The organism is Brevundimonas sp. (genome assembly GCF_019636155.1).
GTDB lineage: Bacteria > Pseudomonadota > Alphaproteobacteria > Caulobacterales > Caulobacteraceae > Brevundimonas.
In genome coordinates, this window is the sequence record NZ_JAHBYB010000001.1 from 340126 (window position 1) to 360731 (window position 20606).

At 69.6% G+C, this 20606-nt stretch carries 19 protein-coding genes; 9 read left to right on the forward strand and 10 right to left on the reverse strand.

The genetic code is table 11. The annotated features are described in order from the left end of the window. Positions 1–77: 77 nt before the first annotated feature. The 4 genes from KF910_RS01780 to KF910_RS01795 all read left to right on the forward strand — a co-directional run bounded on the left by KF910_RS01780 (position 78) and on the right by KF910_RS01795 (position 4065). Positions 78–1379 carry a flagellar hook-length control protein FliK gene (locus KF910_RS01780; RefSeq protein ID WP_292258488.1) on the forward strand — a complete coding sequence of 434 codons (1302 nt, stop codon included), beginning with the start codon at positions 78–80 and terminating at the stop codon, positions 1377–1379. A gap of 3 nt (positions 1380–1382) precedes the next feature. Continuing rightward, entirely contained in the window at positions 1383–2129 is a 747-nt protein-coding gene (locus tag KF910_RS01785) for a flagellar hook assembly protein FlgD (RefSeq protein ID WP_292258489.1), read from the forward strand. 25 nt (positions 2130–2154) lie between these two features. Beyond that, positions 2155–3609 (forward strand): flagellar hook protein FlgE, encoded by a 1455-nt coding sequence (gene flgE, locus KF910_RS01790; RefSeq protein ID WP_292258490.1) that lies wholly within the window; start codon positions 2155–2157, stop codon positions 3607–3609. Positions 3610–3780: 171 nt separating this feature from the next. Continuing rightward, a complete protein-coding gene (locus KF910_RS01795) occupies positions 3781–4065 on the forward strand; it encodes a DUF1153 domain-containing protein (RefSeq protein ID WP_292258519.1) in 285 nt (94 codons plus the stop codon). A gap of 112 nt (positions 4066–4177) precedes the next feature. On the opposite strand, the gene KF910_RS01800 is transcribed toward KF910_RS01795, so the two are convergent. The 7 genes from KF910_RS01800 to KF910_RS01830 all read right to left on the reverse strand — a co-directional run bounded on the left by KF910_RS01800 (position 4178) and on the right by KF910_RS01830 (position 12921). Further along, on the reverse strand, positions 4178–5593 hold the full coding sequence (locus tag KF910_RS01800; protein WP_292258491.1) for an NAD(P)(+) transhydrogenase (Re/Si-specific) subunit beta: 1416 nt from the start codon (positions 5591–5593) through the stop codon (positions 4178–4180). Then, the gene (locus KF910_RS01805) at positions 5590–5886 is read right to left on the reverse strand and encodes a hypothetical protein (protein WP_292258492.1); all 297 of its coding nucleotides are present in this window, start codon (positions 5884–5886) and stop codon (positions 5590–5592) included. The genes KF910_RS01800 and KF910_RS01805 overlap by 4 nt, the downstream gene beginning before the upstream one ends. Next, on the reverse strand, positions 5883–6209 hold the full coding sequence (locus tag KF910_RS01810) for an NAD(P) transhydrogenase subunit alpha (protein ID WP_292258520.1): 327 nt from the start codon (positions 6207–6209) through the stop codon (positions 5883–5885). Before KF910_RS01810 ends, KF910_RS01805 begins: the two co-directional genes overlap by 4 nt. Positions 6210–6450: 241 nt before the next feature. Further along, complete coding sequence (locus tag KF910_RS01815; protein WP_292258493.1) at positions 6451–7584, reverse strand: Re/Si-specific NAD(P)(+) transhydrogenase subunit alpha; 1134 nt, start codon at positions 7582–7584, stop codon at positions 6451–6453. A 90-nt stretch (positions 7585–7674) separates the two neighbouring features. Further along, positions 7675–7914: an aa3-type cytochrome c oxidase subunit IV gene (locus KF910_RS01820; protein WP_292258494.1), complete on the reverse strand. Its 240-nt coding sequence runs from the start codon at positions 7912–7914 to the stop codon at positions 7675–7677. 73 nt (positions 7915–7987) lie between these two features. Next, on the reverse strand, positions 7988–11047 hold the full coding sequence (locus KF910_RS01825) for a DUF3857 domain-containing protein (protein ID WP_292258521.1): 3060 nt from the start codon (positions 11045–11047) through the stop codon (positions 7988–7990). A 74-nt stretch (positions 11048–11121) separates the two neighbouring features. Then, positions 11122–12921: a M3 family oligoendopeptidase gene (locus KF910_RS01830; RefSeq protein ID WP_292258495.1), complete on the reverse strand. Its 1800-nt coding sequence runs from the start codon at positions 12919–12921 to the stop codon at positions 11122–11124. Positions 12922–13019: 98 nt separating this feature from the next. Here KF910_RS01830 and KF910_RS01835 point away from each other — a divergent pair, with 98 nt between their 5' ends. Next, complete coding sequence (locus tag KF910_RS01835) at positions 13020–14831, forward strand: DUF4153 domain-containing protein (protein WP_292258496.1); 1812 nt, start codon at positions 13020–13022, stop codon at positions 14829–14831. A 113-nt stretch (positions 14832–14944) separates the two neighbouring features. Further along, positions 14945–16390: a sigma-54-dependent transcriptional regulator gene (locus tag KF910_RS01840; RefSeq protein WP_292258497.1), complete on the forward strand. Its 1446-nt coding sequence runs from the start codon at positions 14945–14947 to the stop codon at positions 16388–16390. Between the two features lie 138 nt (positions 16391–16528). Here KF910_RS01840 and KF910_RS14295 read toward each other — a convergent pair whose 3' ends face one another. The 3 genes from KF910_RS14295 to ykgO all read right to left on the reverse strand — a co-directional run bounded on the left by KF910_RS14295 (position 16529) and on the right by ykgO (position 17502). After that, positions 16529–16900 carry a hypothetical protein gene (locus tag KF910_RS14295; RefSeq protein WP_416354673.1) on the reverse strand — a complete coding sequence of 124 codons (372 nt, stop codon included), beginning with the start codon at positions 16898–16900 and terminating at the stop codon, positions 16529–16531. After that, entirely contained in the window at positions 16897–17172 is a 276-nt protein-coding gene (locus tag KF910_RS01850) for a DUF2312 domain-containing protein (protein ID WP_292258498.1), read from the reverse strand. The genes KF910_RS14295 and KF910_RS01850 overlap by 4 nt, the downstream gene beginning before the upstream one ends. 204 nt (positions 17173–17376) lie before the next feature. After that, on the reverse strand, positions 17377–17502 hold the full coding sequence (gene ykgO, locus KF910_RS01855) for a type B 50S ribosomal protein L36 (protein WP_006274063.1): 126 nt from the start codon (positions 17500–17502) through the stop codon (positions 17377–17379). A gap of 368 nt (positions 17503–17870) precedes the next feature. Here ykgO and KF910_RS01860 point away from each other — a divergent pair, with 368 nt between their 5' ends. The 3 genes from KF910_RS01860 to KF910_RS01870 all read left to right on the forward strand — a co-directional run bounded on the left by KF910_RS01860 (position 17871) and on the right by KF910_RS01870 (position 20606). Further along, positions 17871–19157, forward strand: a complete 1287-nt coding sequence (locus KF910_RS01860; RefSeq protein WP_292258523.1) for a lytic murein transglycosylase — start codon at positions 17871–17873, stop codon at positions 19155–19157. 61 nt (positions 19158–19218) lie between these two features. Then, positions 19219–20319: a DNA adenine methylase gene (locus KF910_RS01865; protein ID WP_292258499.1), complete on the forward strand. Its 1101-nt coding sequence runs from the start codon at positions 19219–19221 to the stop codon at positions 20317–20319. After that, positions 20316–20606 (forward strand): hypothetical protein, encoded by a 291-nt coding sequence (locus tag KF910_RS01870; RefSeq protein WP_292258500.1) that lies wholly within the window; start codon positions 20316–20318, stop codon positions 20604–20606. Before KF910_RS01865 ends, KF910_RS01870 begins: the two co-directional genes overlap by 4 nt.

Sequence of the window (20606 nt, forward strand, 5' to 3'; positions counted from 1 at the left end):
TTGCCATGGAGGGTCCGAATGACCCGGGCGCAGCAGGCGCCGCCCCATCCCCCTCCCTTCAAGGCGCCGCCTTTCGCATGTCCGCTGCCGCCATCCTGTCCGCGATCGCCCCCGTCGCCCCTGCGGCGACGAAGACCGGCGCGCCCATGCCGGGCGACGCCGGGCCCGAGGCGTTCGCTGACATGGCGGTCCAGGCCGAGACCGCCGCCGAGACGCCCGCCGCCTCGCCTCGCGCCGCCGCCGTGTCTCCCGTCGCGTCGAGCGGACTGATCGTCCCCGCTGAACAGGCGGAAACTGAAACGCCCCCGCCGCCCGCACCCGCTGTCGAGGCCGAGGTTCAGATCGCGGCGGCCGAAGACGATACGGCCTCCGATCCCGAGGTTTCGGCCGCGCCCGCCCAGGAAACCGGCAAGACCGACCCGGAGTCCGCCGCCCTTCCCGTCCCGACGCCGGCGGCGCCGCCCCCCGCCGCGCCTCCGCCTGCGTTGGAGATCGCGGTCGCCCAGCCCGTCGCGCCGCCGGCCGACTCTGAGGCTCCGCCCGCGCCGGACCCGACCGCGGCCGCCCCTGTCCCCGCCGCCCCGGCCCAGGCCGCGCCGATGGGCTCGGCCCCGCCCGCCGCTGGCCTGCCGCCTTCGCTGACCTCCGGGGCCGAGCGATCCCTCTCGGCCGCCGCCCAGGACGCGATCCCGCCGTCCGACGGCGTTGAGGCGACCCCGACCTCAGAAGCGGCTGCGGTCGACAAGGCCGCCGCCGCCCCCGCTCCCTCGCGCATCATCCCGACGCCCCCGCCGGCCCCGGCGGCGGCCTCCGAGGTCGCCGCACTGAAGACCGAGGGGCCCGCGCCCCTGGCCCCCGCCGGCGCCGCGACCACGCCGGCGACCGAGGCCGCCCCCACGGTCCAGACCGCTCCGGCCCTGCATTCGGGCCTCAGCCACGCCGCCGTCGAGGCCACGGCCCAGATCGCGGCCCAGATCCTGCGCCGCCTGGACGCCCGCCAGACCCGGTTCGAGATGGTCCTGACGCCCGAAGATCTGGGCCGGGTCGATGTCAGCCTGGATGTGGATTCCGACGGCCGCCTGGCCGCCCGCCTGGCCTTTGACAATCCGGCCGCCGCCGCCGACCTGCGCGGGCGGGCCGACGAACTTCGCCGCCAGCTGACCGAGGCCGGCTTCCAGTTGGCCGACGACGCCCTGGACTTCGCCGAGCGCGACGCCAACGCCTTTTCCGGCGAGCGCGGCTTCGACCGCGACCGGGGCGGGGCCCGCGCCTTCGCCGGCGGCGCCCGGGTGACGGACCAGGCCGACCGGGCCGCGTCCCGCCCGCCCGCCTGGATTTCCCTGCAACTGACGCCTGACCGCGTCGACATGAGGGTCTGACCGATGGTTGACGCCGTCACCACCGCCCAATCCGACGCCCGCATCAACAGCGGCAAGACCATGATGGCCTCGAATTTCGAGACCTTCCTGTCGCTTCTGACCGCTCAACTGAAGAACCAGGATCCGCTGTCGCCGGTGGATTCCAACCAGTTCACGGCTCAGCTGACCCAGATGGCGGGGGTCGAGCAGCAGTTGCTGACCAACGACCTGCTCACCAGCCTGCTGGCCGCCCAACAAGGCAACGGCCTCAGCGGCGCCGCGGCCTATATCGGCAAGACCGCCACCGGCGTCTGGGCGGCGACCCGCCTGCAGGACGGCGCGGCCAAATGGAGCTACGAACTGGGCGCCGACGCCGCCTCGGTCCAGCTTCAGGTGCTGGACAGCGCCGGCAAGGTGGTCTGGTCCGGCGACGCCCCGTCGCGGACCGAGGGCACGCACGACTTCACCTGGAACGGCCAGACCACCGGCGGCGGCCAAATGGACGACGGCGGCGTCTATACGCTGAAGGTCATCGCCAAGTCCGGCGCCGGCGAGGATATCGACGCCCAGGCCCTGATCCGCGGCCGCATCACCGGGGTCGAGATGTACAGCGGCCAGCCCTACGCCACCATCGGCGGCTCCATCGTCCCGCTCAGCCAGCTGATCGCCCTGGACGAAGGCGGCGCCTTCGCCGGCCAGGACGTCACGCCCGACCCCGCCAACGAGAACGACGAGGAGACGCCGCCGGCGTCCTCCTCGGCCAACGCCTGATCCCCTGCCCTAGGAGACCGAGACCATGAGCATCAACAGCGCCCTTCTGGCCGGGGTTTCCGGCCTGACCGCCAACTCCGCCGCCCTGGCCGCGATTTCGCAGAACATCGCCAACGTCAACACCATCGGCTACAAGCGCAGCCAGGCCGAGTTCCAGACCGTGGTCAACAGCCAGAGCCAGGGGGCCGGCTATTCGGCCGGCGGCGTCCTGGCCTCGGCCCGCCACTTCACCAGCCAGAACGGCCAGCTTCAGCGCACCACCTCCAGCACCGACCTGGGCATCTCGGGCCAGGGCTTCTTCGTGGTGACTGAAAAGGCCGAAAACCTTGCCCCCAACGATGCGCGCCTGTTCACCCGCGCCGGCGCCTTCCGCGTCGACAACCTGGGCTATCTGAAGAACACCGCCGGCCTCTACCTCCAGGGCTGGCCGGTCGACGCCAATGGCGAGATCAACACCGACCCGTCCGACCTGTCGCGCCTGCGCACCATCAACGTCGGCTCGGTCGGCGGCACGGCCGAGGCGACGACCCGCATCCAGCTGAACGCCAACCTCAAGTCCAGCCAGGCCGTCTCCAGCGAAGCGGCTGACGCGGCCCTGCTTCCGCCCGGCCCCAACGCCTATGACCCGGTGACCAACTCCATGGCCATGTGGGATCCCGAGACCGGCGACGGGGTGAAGCCGGACTTCGAGGTCACCGTGCCGGTGTCCGACTCCAAGGGTGGCCAGCGCACCCTAGCCCTGTCCTTCCTCAAGAGCGACGTGCCGAACCAGTGGTATGCCGAAATCCGCGCCGTGCCCGAAGGGGACGTCGTCACCGGCGCCAACCTGACCAACGGCCAGCTGAAGACCGGCATCATCGCCTTCACCCAGGACGGCCGCCTGGACGTCGCCGCCATGCAGGCCCTGGGCGCGGACGCCCTGTTCGCCGATCCGGCCAACGCCATTCTGAACTTCGGCGCCTCGGACGACGGCGCCCCGGCCGCCGACGGGTTCAACTGGGCCGCGGGCCTGGGCATCGACGACCAGTCGATCGCCTTCGACCTGACCGCCGCCGCCGGCGGCCTGACCCAGTATGACAGCGCCTCGGTGGTCCAGGCGACCCTGACCAACGGCACCGCCTTCGGCAACCTGTCCGAGGTCAAGATCGACGAGAAGGGCTTCGTCACCGCCATCTTCGACAACGGCGTCACCCGCCGCATCGCCCAGGTCGCCCTGGCCACCTTCCCCAGCCCCGACAGCCTGACCGAGGTTTCGGGCAACGCCTTCCGCGTCAGCCAGGGCTCCGGCACCTTCAACCTGAAGACGGCCGGCACGGGCGGCGCCGGCCTGATCGGCGCCTCGCAGCTGGAGGCCTCGACCGTCGACCTGTCGACCGAGTTCACCGGCCTGATCACGACCCAGCGGGCCTATTCGGCCTCGTCCAAGATCATCACCACCGCCGATGAGATGCTGGCCGAACTGATCAGCATCAAACGCTGATCTTGAAGTAACCAACCGTTAGTCACGATGAATCGTCGCTTCAACAGTCCGAACAGGGCGTTTCCAGGAGGTAGGAAGATTATTCCTTCCTTCACCACGACGCTTAAACGGGCCTTAGCGGCGGGCGGCTACATTCACGATCAATGGTGGTGGTGAATGAGGCTTAAGCCCATGCTGCAAGAGCGACGCCTGAACGATAAAGGCGAACAATACGTGGTCGGACCGACCGGAACTCCCCTGACGCTCAGCGACCTGCCGCCGGCGAACACCGACCGCTGGGTCATCCGCCGCAAGGCCGAGGTCGTCGCCGCCGTGCGCGGCGGCCTGCTCAGCCTCGAAGACGCCCTGGCGCGCTATCGCCTGACCACGGAGGAATTCCTGGCCTGGCAGAAGGCGATCGACAAATGGGGCATGCAGGGCCTGCGCACGACGCGGATCCAGAGCTACCGCAGCTAGGGGTCCCCATCCTCGAAGACACGACGGCCGCATCCGGCGACGGGTGCGGCCGTTGTCGTTTCCAGCCAGTCTAGAGACTGCTCCGCGGAGGAGGCATCGCTTCGCGATGGCCTCACAGCCCCTTCACGATCCCCTCGACCATCTTCTTGGCGTCGGCGAATAGCATCATGGTGTTGTCGCGGAAGAACAGTTCGTTCTCGACCCCGGCGTATCCCGCCGCCATGCCGCGCTTCACGAACAGCACCGTTCCCGCCTTCTCCACGTCCAGCACCGGCATGCCGAAGATCGGGCTTTGCGGGTCGGTCTTGGCGGCGGGGTTGGTCACGTCGTTGGCGCCGATGACGAAGGCCACGTCGCAGGTCGAGAATTCGCTGTTGATGTCCTCCAGCTCGAACACCTCGTCATAGGGGACGTTGGCCTCGGCCAGCAGCACGTTCATGTGGCCGGGCATGCGGCCGGCGACGGGGTGGATGGCGTATTTCACCTCGACCCCTTCTTCCTTCAGCTTGTCGGCCATTTCGCGCAGGGCGTGCTGGGCCTGGGCCACCGCCATGCCGTATCCGGGCACGATGATGACCTTGGACGCGTTCTTCATGATGAAGGCGGCGTCGTCGGCGCTGCCCTGTTTGACCGGCCGGGTCTCGACGTGACCGCCACCCGCCGCCGCCGTCTCGCCGCCGAAGCCGCCCAGGATGACGCTGAAGAAGCTGCGGTTCATCCCCTTGCACATGATGTAGCTCAGGATCGCGCCCGACGACCCGACCAGGGCGCCGGTGATGATCAGAGCGATGTTCTCCAGCGTGAAGCCCAGGGCCGCCGCAGCCCAGCCGGAGTAGGAGTTCAGCATCGACACCACCACCGGCATGTCGGCCCCGCCGATAGGGATGATCAGGGTGGCCCCCAGCACCAGGGCGATGACGAACACCCCCCAGAAGGCCCAGACCGCCGTTCCGCCCGACCCGATCATGACGCCGATCAGCAGCACCATGCCCAGGGCCAGGCCGATGTTGATCAGGTGCCGCGCCGGCAGGATGATCGGCGCCCCCGACATGTTGCCGTTCAGCTTGGCGAAGGCGATGACCGAGCCCGTGAAGGTCACCGCCCCGATGGCCACGCCCAGGCTCAGTTCGATGATCGAGGCGACCTTGATCCCGCCCGCCCCGTCCGAAATGCCGAAGGCCACGGGCGCATAGACGGCGCCGACCGCGACCAGGCAGGCCGCCATCCCGACCAGCGAGTGGAAGGCGGCGACCAGTTGCGGCATCTGGGTCATGGCCACGCGGTTGGCGATCACCGCCCCGATCCCGCCGCCGACCACCACGCCCCCCGCGATCAGCCCCAGGGTCAGCGGGTCCAGCGCCCCGGTGGCCCCCAGCGTCAGCAGGGTGACGCCGATGGCCAGGGCCATGCCGATCATGCCGAAGGTGTTGCCCCGCCGGCTGGTCTCTGGACTGGACAGGCCCCGCAGGCTCAGGATGAACAGGACGCCCGCCGCCAGATAGGCCAGGGCCGCGATCGATGCGTTCATGGGTTTCCGCCCCCTCCGGGCAGGTTCATGGTCCGGCTCAACCGCCACAGGGCGGCGGCGATGAAGACGGGCGCCAGAACCAGCAGCAGCCAGTCGATCGGCGTCAGGGCCCGCGCCTGCACCAAAACCCGGGCGATGATGGCCGAAAACACCAGCACGATGCCGCAGTCGTGGAAGCGCAGCTTCTGGATCGGATTGCGCACGGCCAGCCAGCCCCACAGCCACAGGCCCAGGCCGATCCCCGTGGCGGCCCAGGAGGCGGTGACGGCGATGCGGACGGCGTCGGGCGTCATCCCGCCTCCGCGACCGGCTTGGGCTTTTCCTTCTTGCGATACATGGCCAGCATCCGTCGCGTGACCATGAAGCCGCCGAAGATGTTGACGCTGGCCAGGGTCACGGCCGCCACCCCCGCGCCCTTGGCCACCCATCCACTGTCGGACGACAGGGCCGCCGCCGCCAGCAGGCCGCCGACGATGATGACGGAAGAAATCGCATTGGTCACCGCCATCAGCGGCGTATGCAGGGCCGGCGTCACCGACCAGACGACATAATAGCCGACGAAGATCGCCAGCACGAAGATGGCCAGGCGGAAGACGGTGGGATCGACGTGTTCCATGCTCAAACCTTCCTCTCGAGTCGCTGATCGATACTGAGAAGAATCAGCAATATTCCGCCCGTCACAAACGTCTCGCCTATCGACCATGCGGCGCGCTCCCAAGCGGGCACCATGCCAAGAGCATGGGGTGCAGTCGGTGAAACGAGGAGAGTCGAGACGATACCGGAGACGGCCCGGTAGAGACCCAACAGCATGTAAGCCCACGCCGCCAGCGTCAGAAACGTTCTGAAGCGGCGCCCAATCATCCCCTCACCCCCTCATGCGCCACGGCGCCGCCGTGGGTGACGACGGCGGCCTTCAGGATCTCGTCCTCCAGGTCCAGCACCAGGGCGCCGTCCTTGATCATCAGGTCCAGGAAGGCCGTCAGGTTGCGGGCGTAAAGGGCGCTGGCGTCCGCCGCGATGCGGCCGGGCAGATTGGCGGGGGCGACGATGGCGACGCCGTTCGCCGTCACCGTCGTCTCGTTCAGCCTGGCCCCCTGGACGTTGCCGCCGTTCTCAATGGCCAGGTCGACGATGACCGAGCCGGGCTTCATCGAGGCCACATGGTCCGCCGTGACCAGCACCGGCGCCGCGCGGCCGGGGATCAGGGCGGTGGTGATGACGATGTCCTGCTTCCTGATGTGTTCGCCGGTCAGGGCCGCCTGTTTGGCCATGTATTCGGCCGACATGGGCTTGGCGTAGCCGCCGGCGGTCTGGGCGTTGGCGAACTCTTCGTCCTCGACGGCGATGAATTTGGCGCCCAGGCTTTCGACCTGTTCCTTGGTGGCGGGCCGCACATCGGTGGCGGTGACCACGGCGCCGAGGCGGCGCGCGGTGGCGATGGCCTGAAGCCCCGCGACGCCCACGCCCATGACGAAGACCTTGGCCGGGGCGACGGTGCCCGCCGCCGTCATCATCATCGGAAAGCCGCGGCCATAGGCGTTGGCCGCCTCGATCACCGCCCGGTATCCGGCCAGGTTCGCCTGGGACGACAGCACGTCCATGACCTGGGCGCGGGTGATGCGGGGCACGAATTCCATGCCGAAGGCGGTGACCCCAGCCGTCTTCAGGGCCTCGACCGTATCCTTTTCCCGATAGGCGTCCAGCATGGCCACGACCACGGCGCCGGGCTTCAGGGCGCTGATCTCCTGGGCCGTCGGGCCACGCACCTTCAGCAGGACATCGGCGCCCGCCAGGGCCGCCTTGGTGTCCTTGGCCACGGTGGCGTCGGCGGCGGCGTAGTCGGCGTCAGGGATGGAGGAGCCCAGGCCGGTCCCGGCCTCGACCGTGACGGTCGCGCCCAGGGCGATCAGCTTCTTCACCGTCTCGGGCGTGACGGCGCAGCGGGTCTCGCCTTCACGGCGTTCGCGGGTGACGGCGACGGCGACGGCCAAGCGAATCTCCCCGTTCGTTCGGAACGGTCGGACGTTAGGCCGAATGCGAAGGGGGCGTCAAAAGGCGCGGCGCACGGCCGCACCGGGTGTTCAGTGGGCGGGCTTGGACCGCAGCAGGAACCAGCCCGCGACCGACACCACAACGGCGGCGATCAGCCCGGCGATGAAGCTGCCGCCCGGCTGGAACCACAGGGTCAGGAACAGGACAATGACCGCCGTGGCCAGGCACGACCATTTGAACAGCACCATGAACAGCGCCCAGGTCGAGACCTGCTCGCTGATCTCCTGCGAGCCACGCTGATAGTCGTCGGTGTGATGAGCGCCGGCCATGAGGTCCCCGGTAATGAGAGTCTGTCGGGCCGCTATTAAGCCGCGACCGCCGCCGGCTCAACCCCATCGTGCCTCATCGCATCAGGTCCGGATGTCGCGCCTCGAAGACCGAGAACTCATCGGAGATGTCGATGGACAGCCGCCGCGCCCGCTCCACGTCCTCGCGCCCGCCCGCATCGCCCAGAGCCAGCCGCGACAGACCCCGCCCATAGAGCGACGCCGGTAGATCCGGCCGACCGGTCAGAGCCCGGTCGTATTCCGCTCTAGCCTCCTCGTACCGACCCAGTTGCAGCAGGACCATGGCCCGGCTGTCGATGATGCTGGCCTCGCCCGCGGCGGCGGCGGTATCGCAGTCTGCCAGAGCCTGTTCCAGATCAAAGCCCGTGATGGCCTGGTTCCAGCAGATCGTGTTCATCAACGCGGGGTCTCCACCCGCCATGCCGCGCAAGGCGTCGAAATCGGCGCGGGCGTCCGCATCGTCGCCCGCCCGGGCGCGCAGTTCGGCCCGCTCCGCCAGCAGGTTGAAACTGGCGGCGGTTTCGGCGATCGCGTGGTCCACGGCCTGCAGCGCCTCGGTAAAGTCCCCCTGACGTCGCGCGATGTCGTTCAGCACGGTGAGGGCGACGAGATTGTCCGGGTCGGCCTCCAGCTTGTCGCGGATCAGACCCAGGGCCTCGTCCGTCCGGCTCAACCGCACCAGGGCCCTGAGCTCGCCGTAAAGACCCGTATCATTTGACGGAGCGGCGGTCTTCAATGCCCGGTAGTCGACCAGCGACCGGTCTGAGCGGCCCAGATTGTAATAGGCCGAGCCCCGCCCGGACAGGGCCGTCAGATCGCCGGGATCCAGCCTCAGGGCGACCGAGAAGCTGACAACGGCGTCGGCGTAACGGCCATCGGCCAGGGCCACCCGCCCCTCACCCACATTGGCTTCGAGATCGGCCGGATCCAGCTCCAGCGCGCGCTCATAGTCGGCCCTGGCGCCCTCGCGATCCCGGGCGCCCAGCCGCACCTCGGCCCGTGTCCGCAGGGCCTTGGCGTTTTCCGGCTCCCGCTCCAGAGCGGCGTCCAGCAGGGCCCGCGCACCCACATCGTCGCCCGCGGTCTGCGCCGCCTCGGCCCTTTCGATCAGGGTCTCGACGGTATCTTCGCCGGGGCTCAGCCGCGCCCGATCCGCCGCCGTGGCGGAATAGTCGGCCGGCGCCCGCAGACGCACCACGGCCCCAACCAGACCGGCTGCCTGCTTGCGGGCCTGGTCCATCTCCTCGGCCGTGATTTCGGGCCTCAGGCTGGTCATCGTGCGCGTCACGGTGACCACCCCGTCGGTCAGGTCGGCGCTGCGCTCGATGCGGAAACCGCCCGCCTCAATGGATTGATCGCCCCCTTCCAGGCGGAAACCTTCGCCCCGGTTGGGCAGGACCACGCGAACGGTCGACCGGTTCATCCACGGATAGGCCAGGGCGTAGGGATAGTCGGCGTAGGGCGCCTCCAGCCCCGTTCGCTTGGCCTGGTTCGGAATCGACATCGCCACTTCCGGCAGCGCCATCACCCGCCCGCCGGTGGTCGTGATCCAGTTCTGCGGCCCCTTGGCGGTCAGGATCACATGGAAGGCGTTGGCGTCTTCGTCATAGCGGGTGTCGACCGTCTCCAGGGTCCCGCTCCCCGCGCTCCTGTCCGCCTGGGCCCGCATCAGGGTTTCCAGCTGATCGCGGGGAATGGCGCCGAACTGCTGGCGCGCCTGGACGGCCAGGTCGCCGCGATAGGTCATGGTGAAGGTGATCGCGGCCTGGGCGTCCAACCCCGCCGTGGCGTCGACATCGGCCAGAGTCTCCGAGGTCGGGATCGTCAGGGGCGGCGCCTCGATCGGGATCAGGTCCGCGTCCTGGCTACGGACCGGCAGGGCCCAGACGTAGGCGGGGGGCGTCAGGCCCGCCAGGTCGCGATCCCCTACGCGGGCGCCGTCCATCCAGTAGATGGCGCCGTCGATGGTGGCTCGGACCAGCACATGGTCAAACCATCCGACAGCAGGCAGACGGTCGGGCATGCCGTCCCCCGTCGTGGTGCTGACCAGGGCCGCCTCGGCCTCCACGCCCAGGCCGTGCAGCAGGGCCAGCAGCAGAGCCGTCTTGCCCTTGCAGTCGCCATAGCGGCTACGCCAGACTTCGTCGGCGGTCATCGGCACATAGCCGCCCTCGCCCATCGACAGAGCCAGATAGCGGACATCGTCCTGCACCAGGCGAAGCGCCGCCGCCGCCCGCGCCTGGGGGGTGTCATGGGCCGCGCGAATCCGCTCGATCTCGGCATGAAGCGGCGAGTCCGCTTCCAGGGTGGCGGCCTGGACATAGAGGGGAACCATCAGATCGGCGACATCGCTCCACGCCGTCATGTCGGTGACCTGGATCTCACGCGTGCGGAAACGGGCGGGCAGATTGTTCGGCACATGCTCCGGCGCCAGATTGCGTTCCTGGATCTCGAATACGAAGTCGCCGCCGACCCGTTGGGCGCGTGTCGCCTCCCATGGGGTGAGGGCCTGCGCCCGCAGGGCCATGTCCGCAGGCCACGTCAGCCGCAGGCGATAGAACTCCACCGGAAACCCCACGATCAGGGCCGTCAGATACTCGCGGTGGGGCGCCAGGACACCGCCGTCGTCATGGATGGTGAAGGCCGTTTCCAGAATGTCGCCGACCCGCAGATCGCGGGGTTGCAGGGTGGCCGTAAGCCGGCCGTCCAGCATGGATGCTTCCAGATTGTTCTCGCGGCGCAGGGTCTGGAAGGTCTGTCCTTCCAGGGCGTCGATGACTTCATCGCCCCGAATGATGCGGATCGAATGGACCACCAGTCGCTCGCGCGGCGGACTGAATTCTCCGCTGACCGTGCTGACCAGCGGCAGGCCTTGGCGCGTCTGCACCTTGAGGCGGCGCATCTGATAGGTGTGCACCCCCTCGGCGTCGATCCGCACCTGCTCGTCCGCGGCCAGGATGCGAATGGGGGCGTCGTCGGAGGATGCGGACGTCTCGATCCGGGGCGCCGGCAGGACCCAGGCCGGGACGGGGGCCCGCTCGACCTCCTGCGCCGCGGCCGGGCCGCAGATCAACACCAGGCCAGCGAAAACCGCCGCAACCAGAACTCGCACCATATCCACGCCCACTCTTTTTGCGAGGTTTAGCATGGATGGCGTGTCAGGCCAGACCGCAGACAGGCTTCAGCGGTTCAAAGCGCCTCGAACTGATCGACCAGCCGCTCCAGCCGGCGGCAGCCGATGGTCCAGAAGGTCGGATCGCGCGGGTTCAGGCCGAAAGGGGCCAGGGCCTCGACATAGGTCCGGGTTCCACCGGCCGCCAGCAGGTCGCGGTACAGGGGGATGAAGCCTTCCGGATCGGCCCGCCGCGTTTCCATCAACGCCGCCACCAGCAGGTCGCCGAAGGCGTAGGCGTAGACATAGAAGGGCGAGTGGACGAAGTGGCTGACATAGCTCCACCAGTGCTCATAGCCGGGGTTCAGCGTCACCGCCGGGCCCAGGCTGGCGCCCATCTCCTCCAGCCAGATCTCGCCGATCCGGTCCGCCGACACCTCGCCCGACTGGCGCTCGTCATGGAAGCGGGTCTCGAAACGGTGAAAGGCGATCTGGCGCACGACAGTGTTCAGTCCATCCTCGATCCGCCCGGCCAGCAGGCCGCGCTGTTCCGCCGCCGGCGCGGTGGCCAGCAGGCGGTCGAAGGTCAGCCCCTCGGCGAAGATCGACGCCGTCTCCGCCAGGGTCAGCGGCGTGTCGCCCAGCAGGGTCCCCTGCCCCGCCGCCAGGGTCTGGTGCACCCCATGGCCCAGTTCGTGCGCCAGGGTCAGGACGTCGCGCCTTTCCCCCATCCAGTTCAGAAAGACGTAGGGGTGCCGGTTCGCCGTCACCGGATGAGCATAGGCGCCCGACTGTTTCCCCGGACGCGCCCGCGCGTCGATCCACGGCCGGTCGAAGAACCAGCCGGCCCGTTCCGCGAAGTCGCCGCCCAGGTCGGAGAAGCTGTCCAGCACGATCTGGCGCCCGGTCTTCCAGTCGAAGGCGCGCGGGGCGGTGGTCTCAATCGGGGCGTTGCGGTCCCACTGGTCCAGGGTCGTCTTGCCCATGGCCCTGGCTTTCAGGGCGTAATAGCGGTGCGACAGGCGCGGATAGGCGTCGGCCACCGCCTGGGCCATGGCCTCCACCGCCTCGCCATCGACCTCATTGCCCAGGTGGCGGCTGTCGGCCGGGCGTCTGAAGCCGCGCCAGCGATCCTCCATCGCCTTGTCGGCGGCCACGGTGTTCAGCACCAGGGCCAGGGTCGGAACGCGCTCGGCCAGGGCCAGGTTCAGCCCTTCGGCCGCCGCCTGACGCCGCGTCGCCTTGGGATCGGACAGGCGGTTCAGAGCCTCGGCCAGGGTCAGGTCGTCGTTGCCCGCCTCGACCCGCAGGGCGGCCAGGGTCTCGTCGAACAGGCGCGGCCATTGCGCCGTGATCGGCCCGCGCTCGGCGATGAACCGCTCCAGTTCGGGCGACAGTTCGTGCGGCTTCATGGCCCGCACCCGGCGCAGCCAGGGGCGCCAGCGCGCGGCCCCCGCATCGGCCGCCAGGGCCGCCTCCAGCGCCGCATCCGCGATGCCGTTGATCTCCAGCGTCAGCCAGACGGTCGGGGTGGCGATGGCGGTGATCTTTTCGCGCAGGTCCGCCTCGAACCCTTGCGCCGCCGCATCATCGCGCGCGGTCGAGGCCGCCAGGAAGGCGTAGGCGCCCAGCCCGCCCAGGATGTCCGACGCCCGTTCGAACAGGCCGATGGCCCGGTCCAGCAGGCCGCCCAGAACCGCCGCATCGCCCGACGCGGCCGCCAGCTTCCCCTGAAGGCCGTTCAGTTCATCGACCACCGTCCGGGCTGCGGCCAGATCGATCGCGACGCGCGCGTCCTCGCGCGAAACATAGAGGTCGGACAGGTCCCACAGGGGGGCGTCGGCGTTCGGGGCGGGGCTCTTGAAGGGGGCGTTCATGCCGGGATTAGTGGGGTTCGCGCCCGCCCGGCGCAACCGGCCGCTTTGCAATCCGCGCGACTTGGGCCAGCCTGAGCCGGCTGAACAAGGACGCGCCGATGAACCCCACGGACGATCATGGCCGCAACAGCCTGTCGGAGGGCGGCTGGGGCGTGACCGGCGCGGCGCGTCTGGCGGTCGGGCTGGTGCAGGGCCTGCTGCTGGCCTGGCTGATCCATTCCGCGTCGGGTGGCGACACGGCGGCGAACGGTCAGGCGACGCGCCTGTGGCCCGCCACTCATCCGGCGCTCTATGGCCCCCTGATCCTGGTCGCCGCCTATCTGCCGCCGGTGCTGCTGGCTGGAATCGGGCGGCTGCGACTGGTCACTCTTTTGGCCTGGGGCGTCGGGGCCGGCCTGTTGCTGGCCTTCCTGGGCTGGAGCGACATCGCCCGGCAGTCGGTGACAGAGAGCCACAACCCGCCCTTCCTGGATTTCCCGCTGCTGCCGTTCGCGGCGGCGGCCCTGTTCATCGGCCATCACCTGATCCTGCCCGCCGACCGCGAGCGGCGGCTGATCGCGGCCTTCCCGACCTATTTCGACACCGCCTGGCTGGCGGGGGTGCAGCTGGCGCTGTCGCTGGGCTTCACCCTGGCCTTCTGGCTGCTGCTGAACCTGGGCGCGGCCCTGTTCGGCCTGATCGGCATCCGGCAGTTGAACGACCTGTTGCAGGAGACCTGGTTCATCATCCCCCTGCTCAGCCTCGCCTTCGCCCTGGCGGTGCAGCTGACGGACGTGCGGCCGGGCCTGATCCGGGGCGTGCGCACCGTGGCGCTGATGCTGCTGTCGTGGCTGCTGCTGGTCATGACCGTGCTGGTCGGCGGCTTCCTGGCGGCCCTGCCCTTCACCGGCATGGAGGGGCTTTGGAAGACCGGCAGCGCGACGGCCCTGGTGCTGGCGGCGGCGGGCGCCCTGATCATCCTGATCAACACCGCCTATCAGGACGGTCTGCCCGACAACCGGCCGCCGGCCGTGCTGCGCGCTGCGGTGCGGGTCGCGGCGGTCCTGATCACGCCCCTGATCGGCATCGCGGTCTGGGGCCTGAGCCTGCGGATCGGGCAGTACGGCCTGACGCCCGACCGGATCATCGCGGCGGCCTGTGTTCTGGTGGGCCTGGTCTATGCCGCCGGCTACGGCTGGGCCGCCCTGTCGCCCTTCTGGCGCGGCGGCGACTGGATGAAGCCGCTGGAGCGCACCAATGTCTTCGCCGCCGTCCTGACCGTTCTGGTCATCGTCTGCCTGTTCACCCCCATCGCCGATCCGGCGCGGTTGTCGGTGGCCAGTCAGGTCGCGCGGCTGAACGCGGGCCAAGTGGCGCCGGACCGGTTCGACTATCGCTTCCTGCGCTTCGACAGCGGCCGCGCGGGCGAGGCCGCCCTGGCCCGTCTGGCCCGGTCCGACAACGCCGAGATCGCCCGCCGCGCCCGCGACATGCAGGCCGAAACCGACCGCTACAGCGCACCGGACACGACCCTGCCCGCCGTCACGCCGGTCTTCGAGGTCCATCCCGCCGGGTCAGCCGCGCCCCAGGGGCTGATCGCGCCGGTGACCATCGGCGACCCGCGCGCGCGCTGCGTGAAGGCAGGCGACTGCGTCGTCACCCAGGTCGACCTGAACGGCGACGGCGTGGCCGAGGCCCTGATCGCCACCGCCCATTCCGTCGAGATGTTCCAGAAGACGGACAGGGGCTGGGCCTCGCGCGGGGCCTTCCGAACGTCCTACTGCGGCGACGGCGCCCGCAACGCCGTGGACCCGCGCCAGATGATGCGCGAAGGCCGGATCGCGGCGCGCGACCCTCTATGGCCGGACCTGAACATCGGCGACGTTCCGGCGCGGCTGGACCGCTGGCCCTATTGCGATGGGCGGCCTTAACCCGCCGGTCACCACGCCTGCCAACGCGAATTTCACCCCATCGGCCTACAGATCGTCCCGAAACGAGCCAGTCCCGCCAAGAGGACGGCCGAGGCTGATGATGGGTGATCCGCATGTCCAAGACCGTCCTGGTGGTCGATGACGACCCGACCCAGCGCCGCCTGATGCAGGCGGTGCTGGAGCGTGACGGCTACGCCGTGGTTCATGCCGAAAGCGGGGGCGAGGCGATCGACCGGATGACCGCGGGCGGCGGCGCCGACCTGGTCCTGCTGGACCTGGTGATGCCGCGCATGACGGGGCTGGAGTGCCTGGCCGAGATGCGGGCCGCGGGCGTCACCGCCCCGGTCATCGTCCTGACCGCAAACGCCGGGGTCGAGACCGTGGTCAAGGCCATGCAGGCCGGGGCCCAGGACTTCTTCGTCAAGCCGGTCTCGGCCGAGCGACTGCTGGTCGGGGCGGCCAACGCCCTGGCCCTGACCCGCCTGGAGGCCGAGGTCGGCCGCCTGACCAAGCGGGCCCAGGGCCGCGCCAGTTTCGACGATCTGGTCGGGGACGGCCCCGCCATGCGACTGGTCAAATCGCTGGGCGCGCGCGCGGCCAAATCGACCATCCCGGTGCTGATCACCGGCGAAAGCGGCGTCGGCAAGGAGGTCATCGCCCGCGCCCTGCACGGCGCCAGCGACCGCGCCGGCAAGCCGTTCGTGGCCGTGAACTGCGGCGCCCTGCCGGTCAATCTGATCGAGTCCATCCTGTTCGGGCACGAAAAGGGCGCCTTCACCGGCGCGGTCGAAAAGACCCTGGGCAAGTTCCGCGAGGCCGACGGCGGCGCCCTGTTCCTGGACGAGATCGGCGAACTGCCGCTGGACATGCAGGTCAAGCTACTGCGCGCCATTCAGGAGGGCGAGGTCGATCCGGTGGGCGGCAAGCGGCCGGTCAGGATCGACGTCCGCATCATCTCGGCCACCAACCGCGACCTGTCGCAACAGGTGGCCGAGGGCGGGTTCCGCGAGGACCTGTTCTATCGCCTGAACGTCTATCCGATCGAGGCGCCCGCCCTGCGCGACCGGCGCGAGGACATCCCGGCCCTGGTCGACCGTTTCATCGCCCGCTTCAACGCCGAAGAGGGCAAGCGTGTCGCCGGATGCGCGCCCGAGACCCTGGCCCTGCTCCAGGCCTTCGACTGGCCCGGAAACGTGCGCCAGCTGGAGAACGCCGTGTTCCGCGCCATCGTCCTGGCCGACGCCCCCTTCCTGCAGCCGCACGACTTTCCCGCCATCTCGGGCCTGGCCGCGCCCCTGCCCGCCGCCGCCGAGGCGCCCGCCACGCCGACGCCGAGCGTCGAACTGCCGCCCCTGCCCGAGACGCCCATCCGCGTCGTGGACGACCGCGGCCATCTGCGGACCCTGGACGAGATCGAACGTGACCTGATCCAGCACGCCATCGAAGTCTATGCCGGGCATATGTCGGAGATCGCCCGTCGCCTGGGCATCGGCCGGTCCACCCTCTACCGCAAGGTGCGCGAACAGGGGCTTGAAGGGGCGATCAAGGAGGCGGGGTGAGCGCACAGTCTCCTCCCCATTTCATGGGGAGGGGGACCGCGAAGCGGTGGAGGGGCTCTCCCTTGTGTGACCAAAGAACCCCTCTGTCACGGCGCGTATTCGCGCCGCGCCACCTCCCCATGAAATGGGGAGGAGACGTCAGTCCAGGTTGCGGCGCCGCCCCTTCGGCGCATCCCCCTTGGCCTTCTTGGCGATCTCCTTCAGCTTGCGGCCCTGCATGGCCGACAGGGCCTGGCCCGGCGCGCCCTTTTCGGGGTCGGCGAAGGCGCGGCCGTGGGTCTTCACCCGCTCGCTGACGGACTCCAGGAACTCGCCCTCCCATTCGCTCAGGGTCACGCCGGCCTTCTCGGCCGCGCGTTTGGCGCGTTTCAGGGCGTTGACGGCCGCGCGCTGGGCGGCCTTGCGCTCGGCCTCGAACGGGCTGGGCGGCTTTTTCGCCGGAAACGCGGAGCGGGCGCCGCCCTCGGCGGGCGGCTTCCGCGGGCCGAAACCTGTGCGCTTGAGGCTCAGACCTCGCCCAGGGCCGACAGGTAGAGGTCCAGGATGGCCTCTTCTTCCTGACGCTTGGCCTTGTCCTGCTTGCGGATGCGGATGACCTTGCGCAGGGTCTTGACGTCGTAGCCCTCGCCCTTGGCCTCGGCGAAGACCTCCTTCTGGTCGGCCATGACCGCCTGCTTGTCCTCTTCCAGACGCTCCAGCCGCTCAATGATGGTGCGCAGCCGCCCCTGGGCCGACGAGGTCAGCACGTCGGGGGAAGCGTCGAAGGAAGCGTCGTCGGCCATTTTGAGTCCTTGTGCGCTAACGCTCGGGACGCGGTCCCTCGCTGCTTGAGCGCGTACGAGATTGGGTTGGACAGGCTTAACCACGCCCGGCGCGCGGCCTCAACGGCAGGCGCGAAAAAGGCCGCGGACAAAGCCCGCGACCTGTGGATAGCACTCTTGTTGCGCTAACGCGGGCGACGCGGTCGCCCGCTGCTTGAGCGCGACTTAGCCCTGCTTGGCCTTGAAGCGCGGGTCGGTCTTGTTGATCACATAGACCACGCCCTTGCGACGCACGATCTTGCAGTCGCGGTGGCGACCCTTGAGCGACTTGAGCGAGCTGCGGACCTTCATGGTCGTAATCCTTGGTGCGCTATCCATCGCCGCGCGGCGGCTCTGTACTTGAGCGCCTTGAGGCAAAGCAAAATAGAAAAGCCGCGGGCGGACCTGCGGCGGAGCGGTGCGTATAGGGAAAGCGCCGGGCGGCGTCAATATCCTTGGAGGCCTGGCCTCCGAGTTGAACGGAGGGTCTTCGGACTTGCGGGTCCGACGCGTCGCCCCTCCGCCACCAGGCCGTCGCAGGGAACACGCGGGTTTTATCCGAGCGCCGTTAACAGGCCGCAATCAGGCACGGTAATTGCTGGGTAAACCACGATCGCCGCAACGCTTGCGCGCCTGATGCGCTAGACTGCGGCGTCGTATCCGGGAGCCCCTCTTTGACCATCCGTATCGATCCTCGTCTTCTGCTGATCGCCTGCGTCGCGGCCTGCGCGCCAATGATGCCCGAATCGCCGACGACGCGGCCCCCGGTTCCCTCGCCCCTGACCCAGCCGCCGGCCGAGACCCCGGCCCCGCCGCCCGCGCCCGCGGCGACAGCCCCCGCCCTGCCCGACGCGGCCGGGTTCGAGGGCTGGAAACAGGGCTTCCTGGCCCGCCACGGCGGCGCCCGACGCGCCGACTATGAGCGCGAGCTGGCCGGTCTGACGCCCGATCCGGCCGTGGTGCGGCTGGACAACAACCAGCCCGAGTTCAGCCGCCCCGCCGGCGCCTACGTCCAGAACGCCGTCACCGCCAGCCGCATCGCCCAGGCCCGCCAGCGCGTCGACCGCGTGCCGTGGAGCGTGGTCCAGCGTACGGGCGTGCCGTCCGAGATTCTGGTCTCGATCTGGGCCCAGGAGAGCGCCTTCGGCCAGGTCCAGGGCGACTATGACGTCATCCGCTCCCTGGCCACCCTGGCCTATGACGGGCGACGCCGCGACTGGGCCGAGGCCCAGCTGAAGGACGCCCTGGACATCGTCATCGACGGGCGCCGCGACCGCGCCGGGCTGAAGGGCAGCTGGGCCGGGGCCATGGGGCAGACCCAGTTCATGCCAGACAACTATCTGCGCCTGGGCGTCGACCAGGACGGGGACGGCAAGATCGACATCTGGGGCTCGGACGCCGACGCCCTGGCCTCGGCGGCCAACCTGCTGGCGCGGGCCGGATGGAAGCGCGGCCAGACCTGGGGCTATGAGATCACTCTGCCGGCCAATTTCGACTATGCCCTGGCCGAGGGGCCCCGCCACGACTGGGCCTTCTGGGTCGCGCGCGGCGTGCGCCTGGCCAATGGCGGCGCCCCCAACGCAGCCGAGGCGGCGGAACAGGCGACCGTCCTTCTGCCCCAGGGCGCCAACGGCCCGGCCTTCCTGGCCCTGCCCAACCACTATGTCATCCGCGCCTACAACAACGCCGTCAGCTACGCCCTGGCCATCGGCCTGACGGCGGACGGGATCCAGGGCAAGCCGCCGCTGACCAAGGCCTGGCCCAACGACGCCCCCCTGACGCGGGACCAGCGCATCGGCGCCCAGTCGGCCCTGACGCGGCTGGGCTTTGACACCCAGGGGATCGACGGCGTCGTCGGCGCCAACACTCGCGCCGCCCTGCGCCGCTGGCAGGCGGCGAACGGGCGGGTGCAGGACGGCTATCTGACCGCCGCCCTGGCCGACGAACTGATCCGCCGGGCGAACTGAGACAGCGTCTCCTCCCCATTCCATGGAGAGAGGATCGCCGCGGGCGGTAAGGTGGCTCTTCGTGACACGCTTCGCCCGCGCCATGCTAGGCTCGGTCCATGCCGAATCCCGGTCGCCGCCCATGATCAAATACATCGGCTCCAAGCGCGCCCTGCTGGACCCGATCACCGGGGCGGTGCGCGGCCTGCTGCCGGACGGCGGGGAGGTCTGCGACCTGTTTTCCGGCTCGGCCCGGGTCGGCCACGCCCTGAAGGGCCAGGGATTCCGGGTCTGGTCGAACGACCACAACGCCTATGCCCACGCCCTGGCCACGGCCTATGTCCAGGCGGACCGGGAACGCTGGGCCGCGCCGGCCGAACGCATCCTGGCCGAACTGGCGGGGCTGAGGCCCGAGGCCGGCTGGTTCACCCGCACCTTCTGCACTGAGGCCCGGTTCATCCATCCGGACAACGGCGCCCGCATCGACGCCATGCGGAACCGGATCGAGGCCATGGGCCTGGAGCCCGAACTGAAGGCCGTGGTCCTGGTCGCCCTCATGGAGGCGGCTGACCGGGTCGATTCCACCGCCGGCCTGCAGATGGCCTATATGAAATCCTGGGCGAAACGGGCGCTGAAGCCGCTGGAACTGCGCCTGCCCGCCCTTCAGCCCGCCGTGGCCGCCGGACCCTGCCGCGCCACCCGCGCCGATGCGGTCGAGATCGCGGATCAGGTGGAGGCCGATCTGGTCTATCTGGACCCGCCCTACAACCAGCACTCCTACCTGTCGAACTATCATGTCTGGGAAAGCCTGGTGCTGTGGGACCAGCCCGAGACCTATGGCGTGGCCAACAAGCGGATCGACTGCAGGACCCGAAAGAGCGCCTTCAACAGCCGCCCCGGCATCGGCCCGGCCCTGCAGAGCGTGATCGAGCGGCTGAAGGCGCCGAACCTGATCGTCTCGTTCAACGATGAGGGCTATCTGAGCCGCGACGACCTGGTGGCCATGCTGTCCACGCGCGGCCATGTCCAGGTGGTGGAGATCGACCGCCCCCGCTACGTCGGCGCCCGCATCGGCATCCACGATCCGCAGGGGCGCAAGGTCGGGGCCGTCGGGCGGCTGAGGAATGTCGAATATCTGTTCCTGTGCAGCCAGCGGCCGGCCGCCCTGGCCGACGCCGCATGACCCCTTCGTCCACCGGTCTGGAACGGGCGCCGCCTCGCGGCCGTTGTCGCGGGATGGAAGAACTGACCCTGACCCCGCGCCGGTCTTTCCCCTCGCCGAGGGCCGGTTTCCAGACCGCCGCCTGGGCGCCGCCGCCGGTGGAGCGGTTCGACGGCCGTCCGGCCAATGACGCCGCGACATCCGAGCCCGCGCCGGCCCCTGTCCCGCCCCGATGGCTGGTGATCCTGGGCGGGGCGATCCTGGCGGCTGTCCTGGGCGCCCTTCTGGGCGGGGCGCTGGCGCTCTGA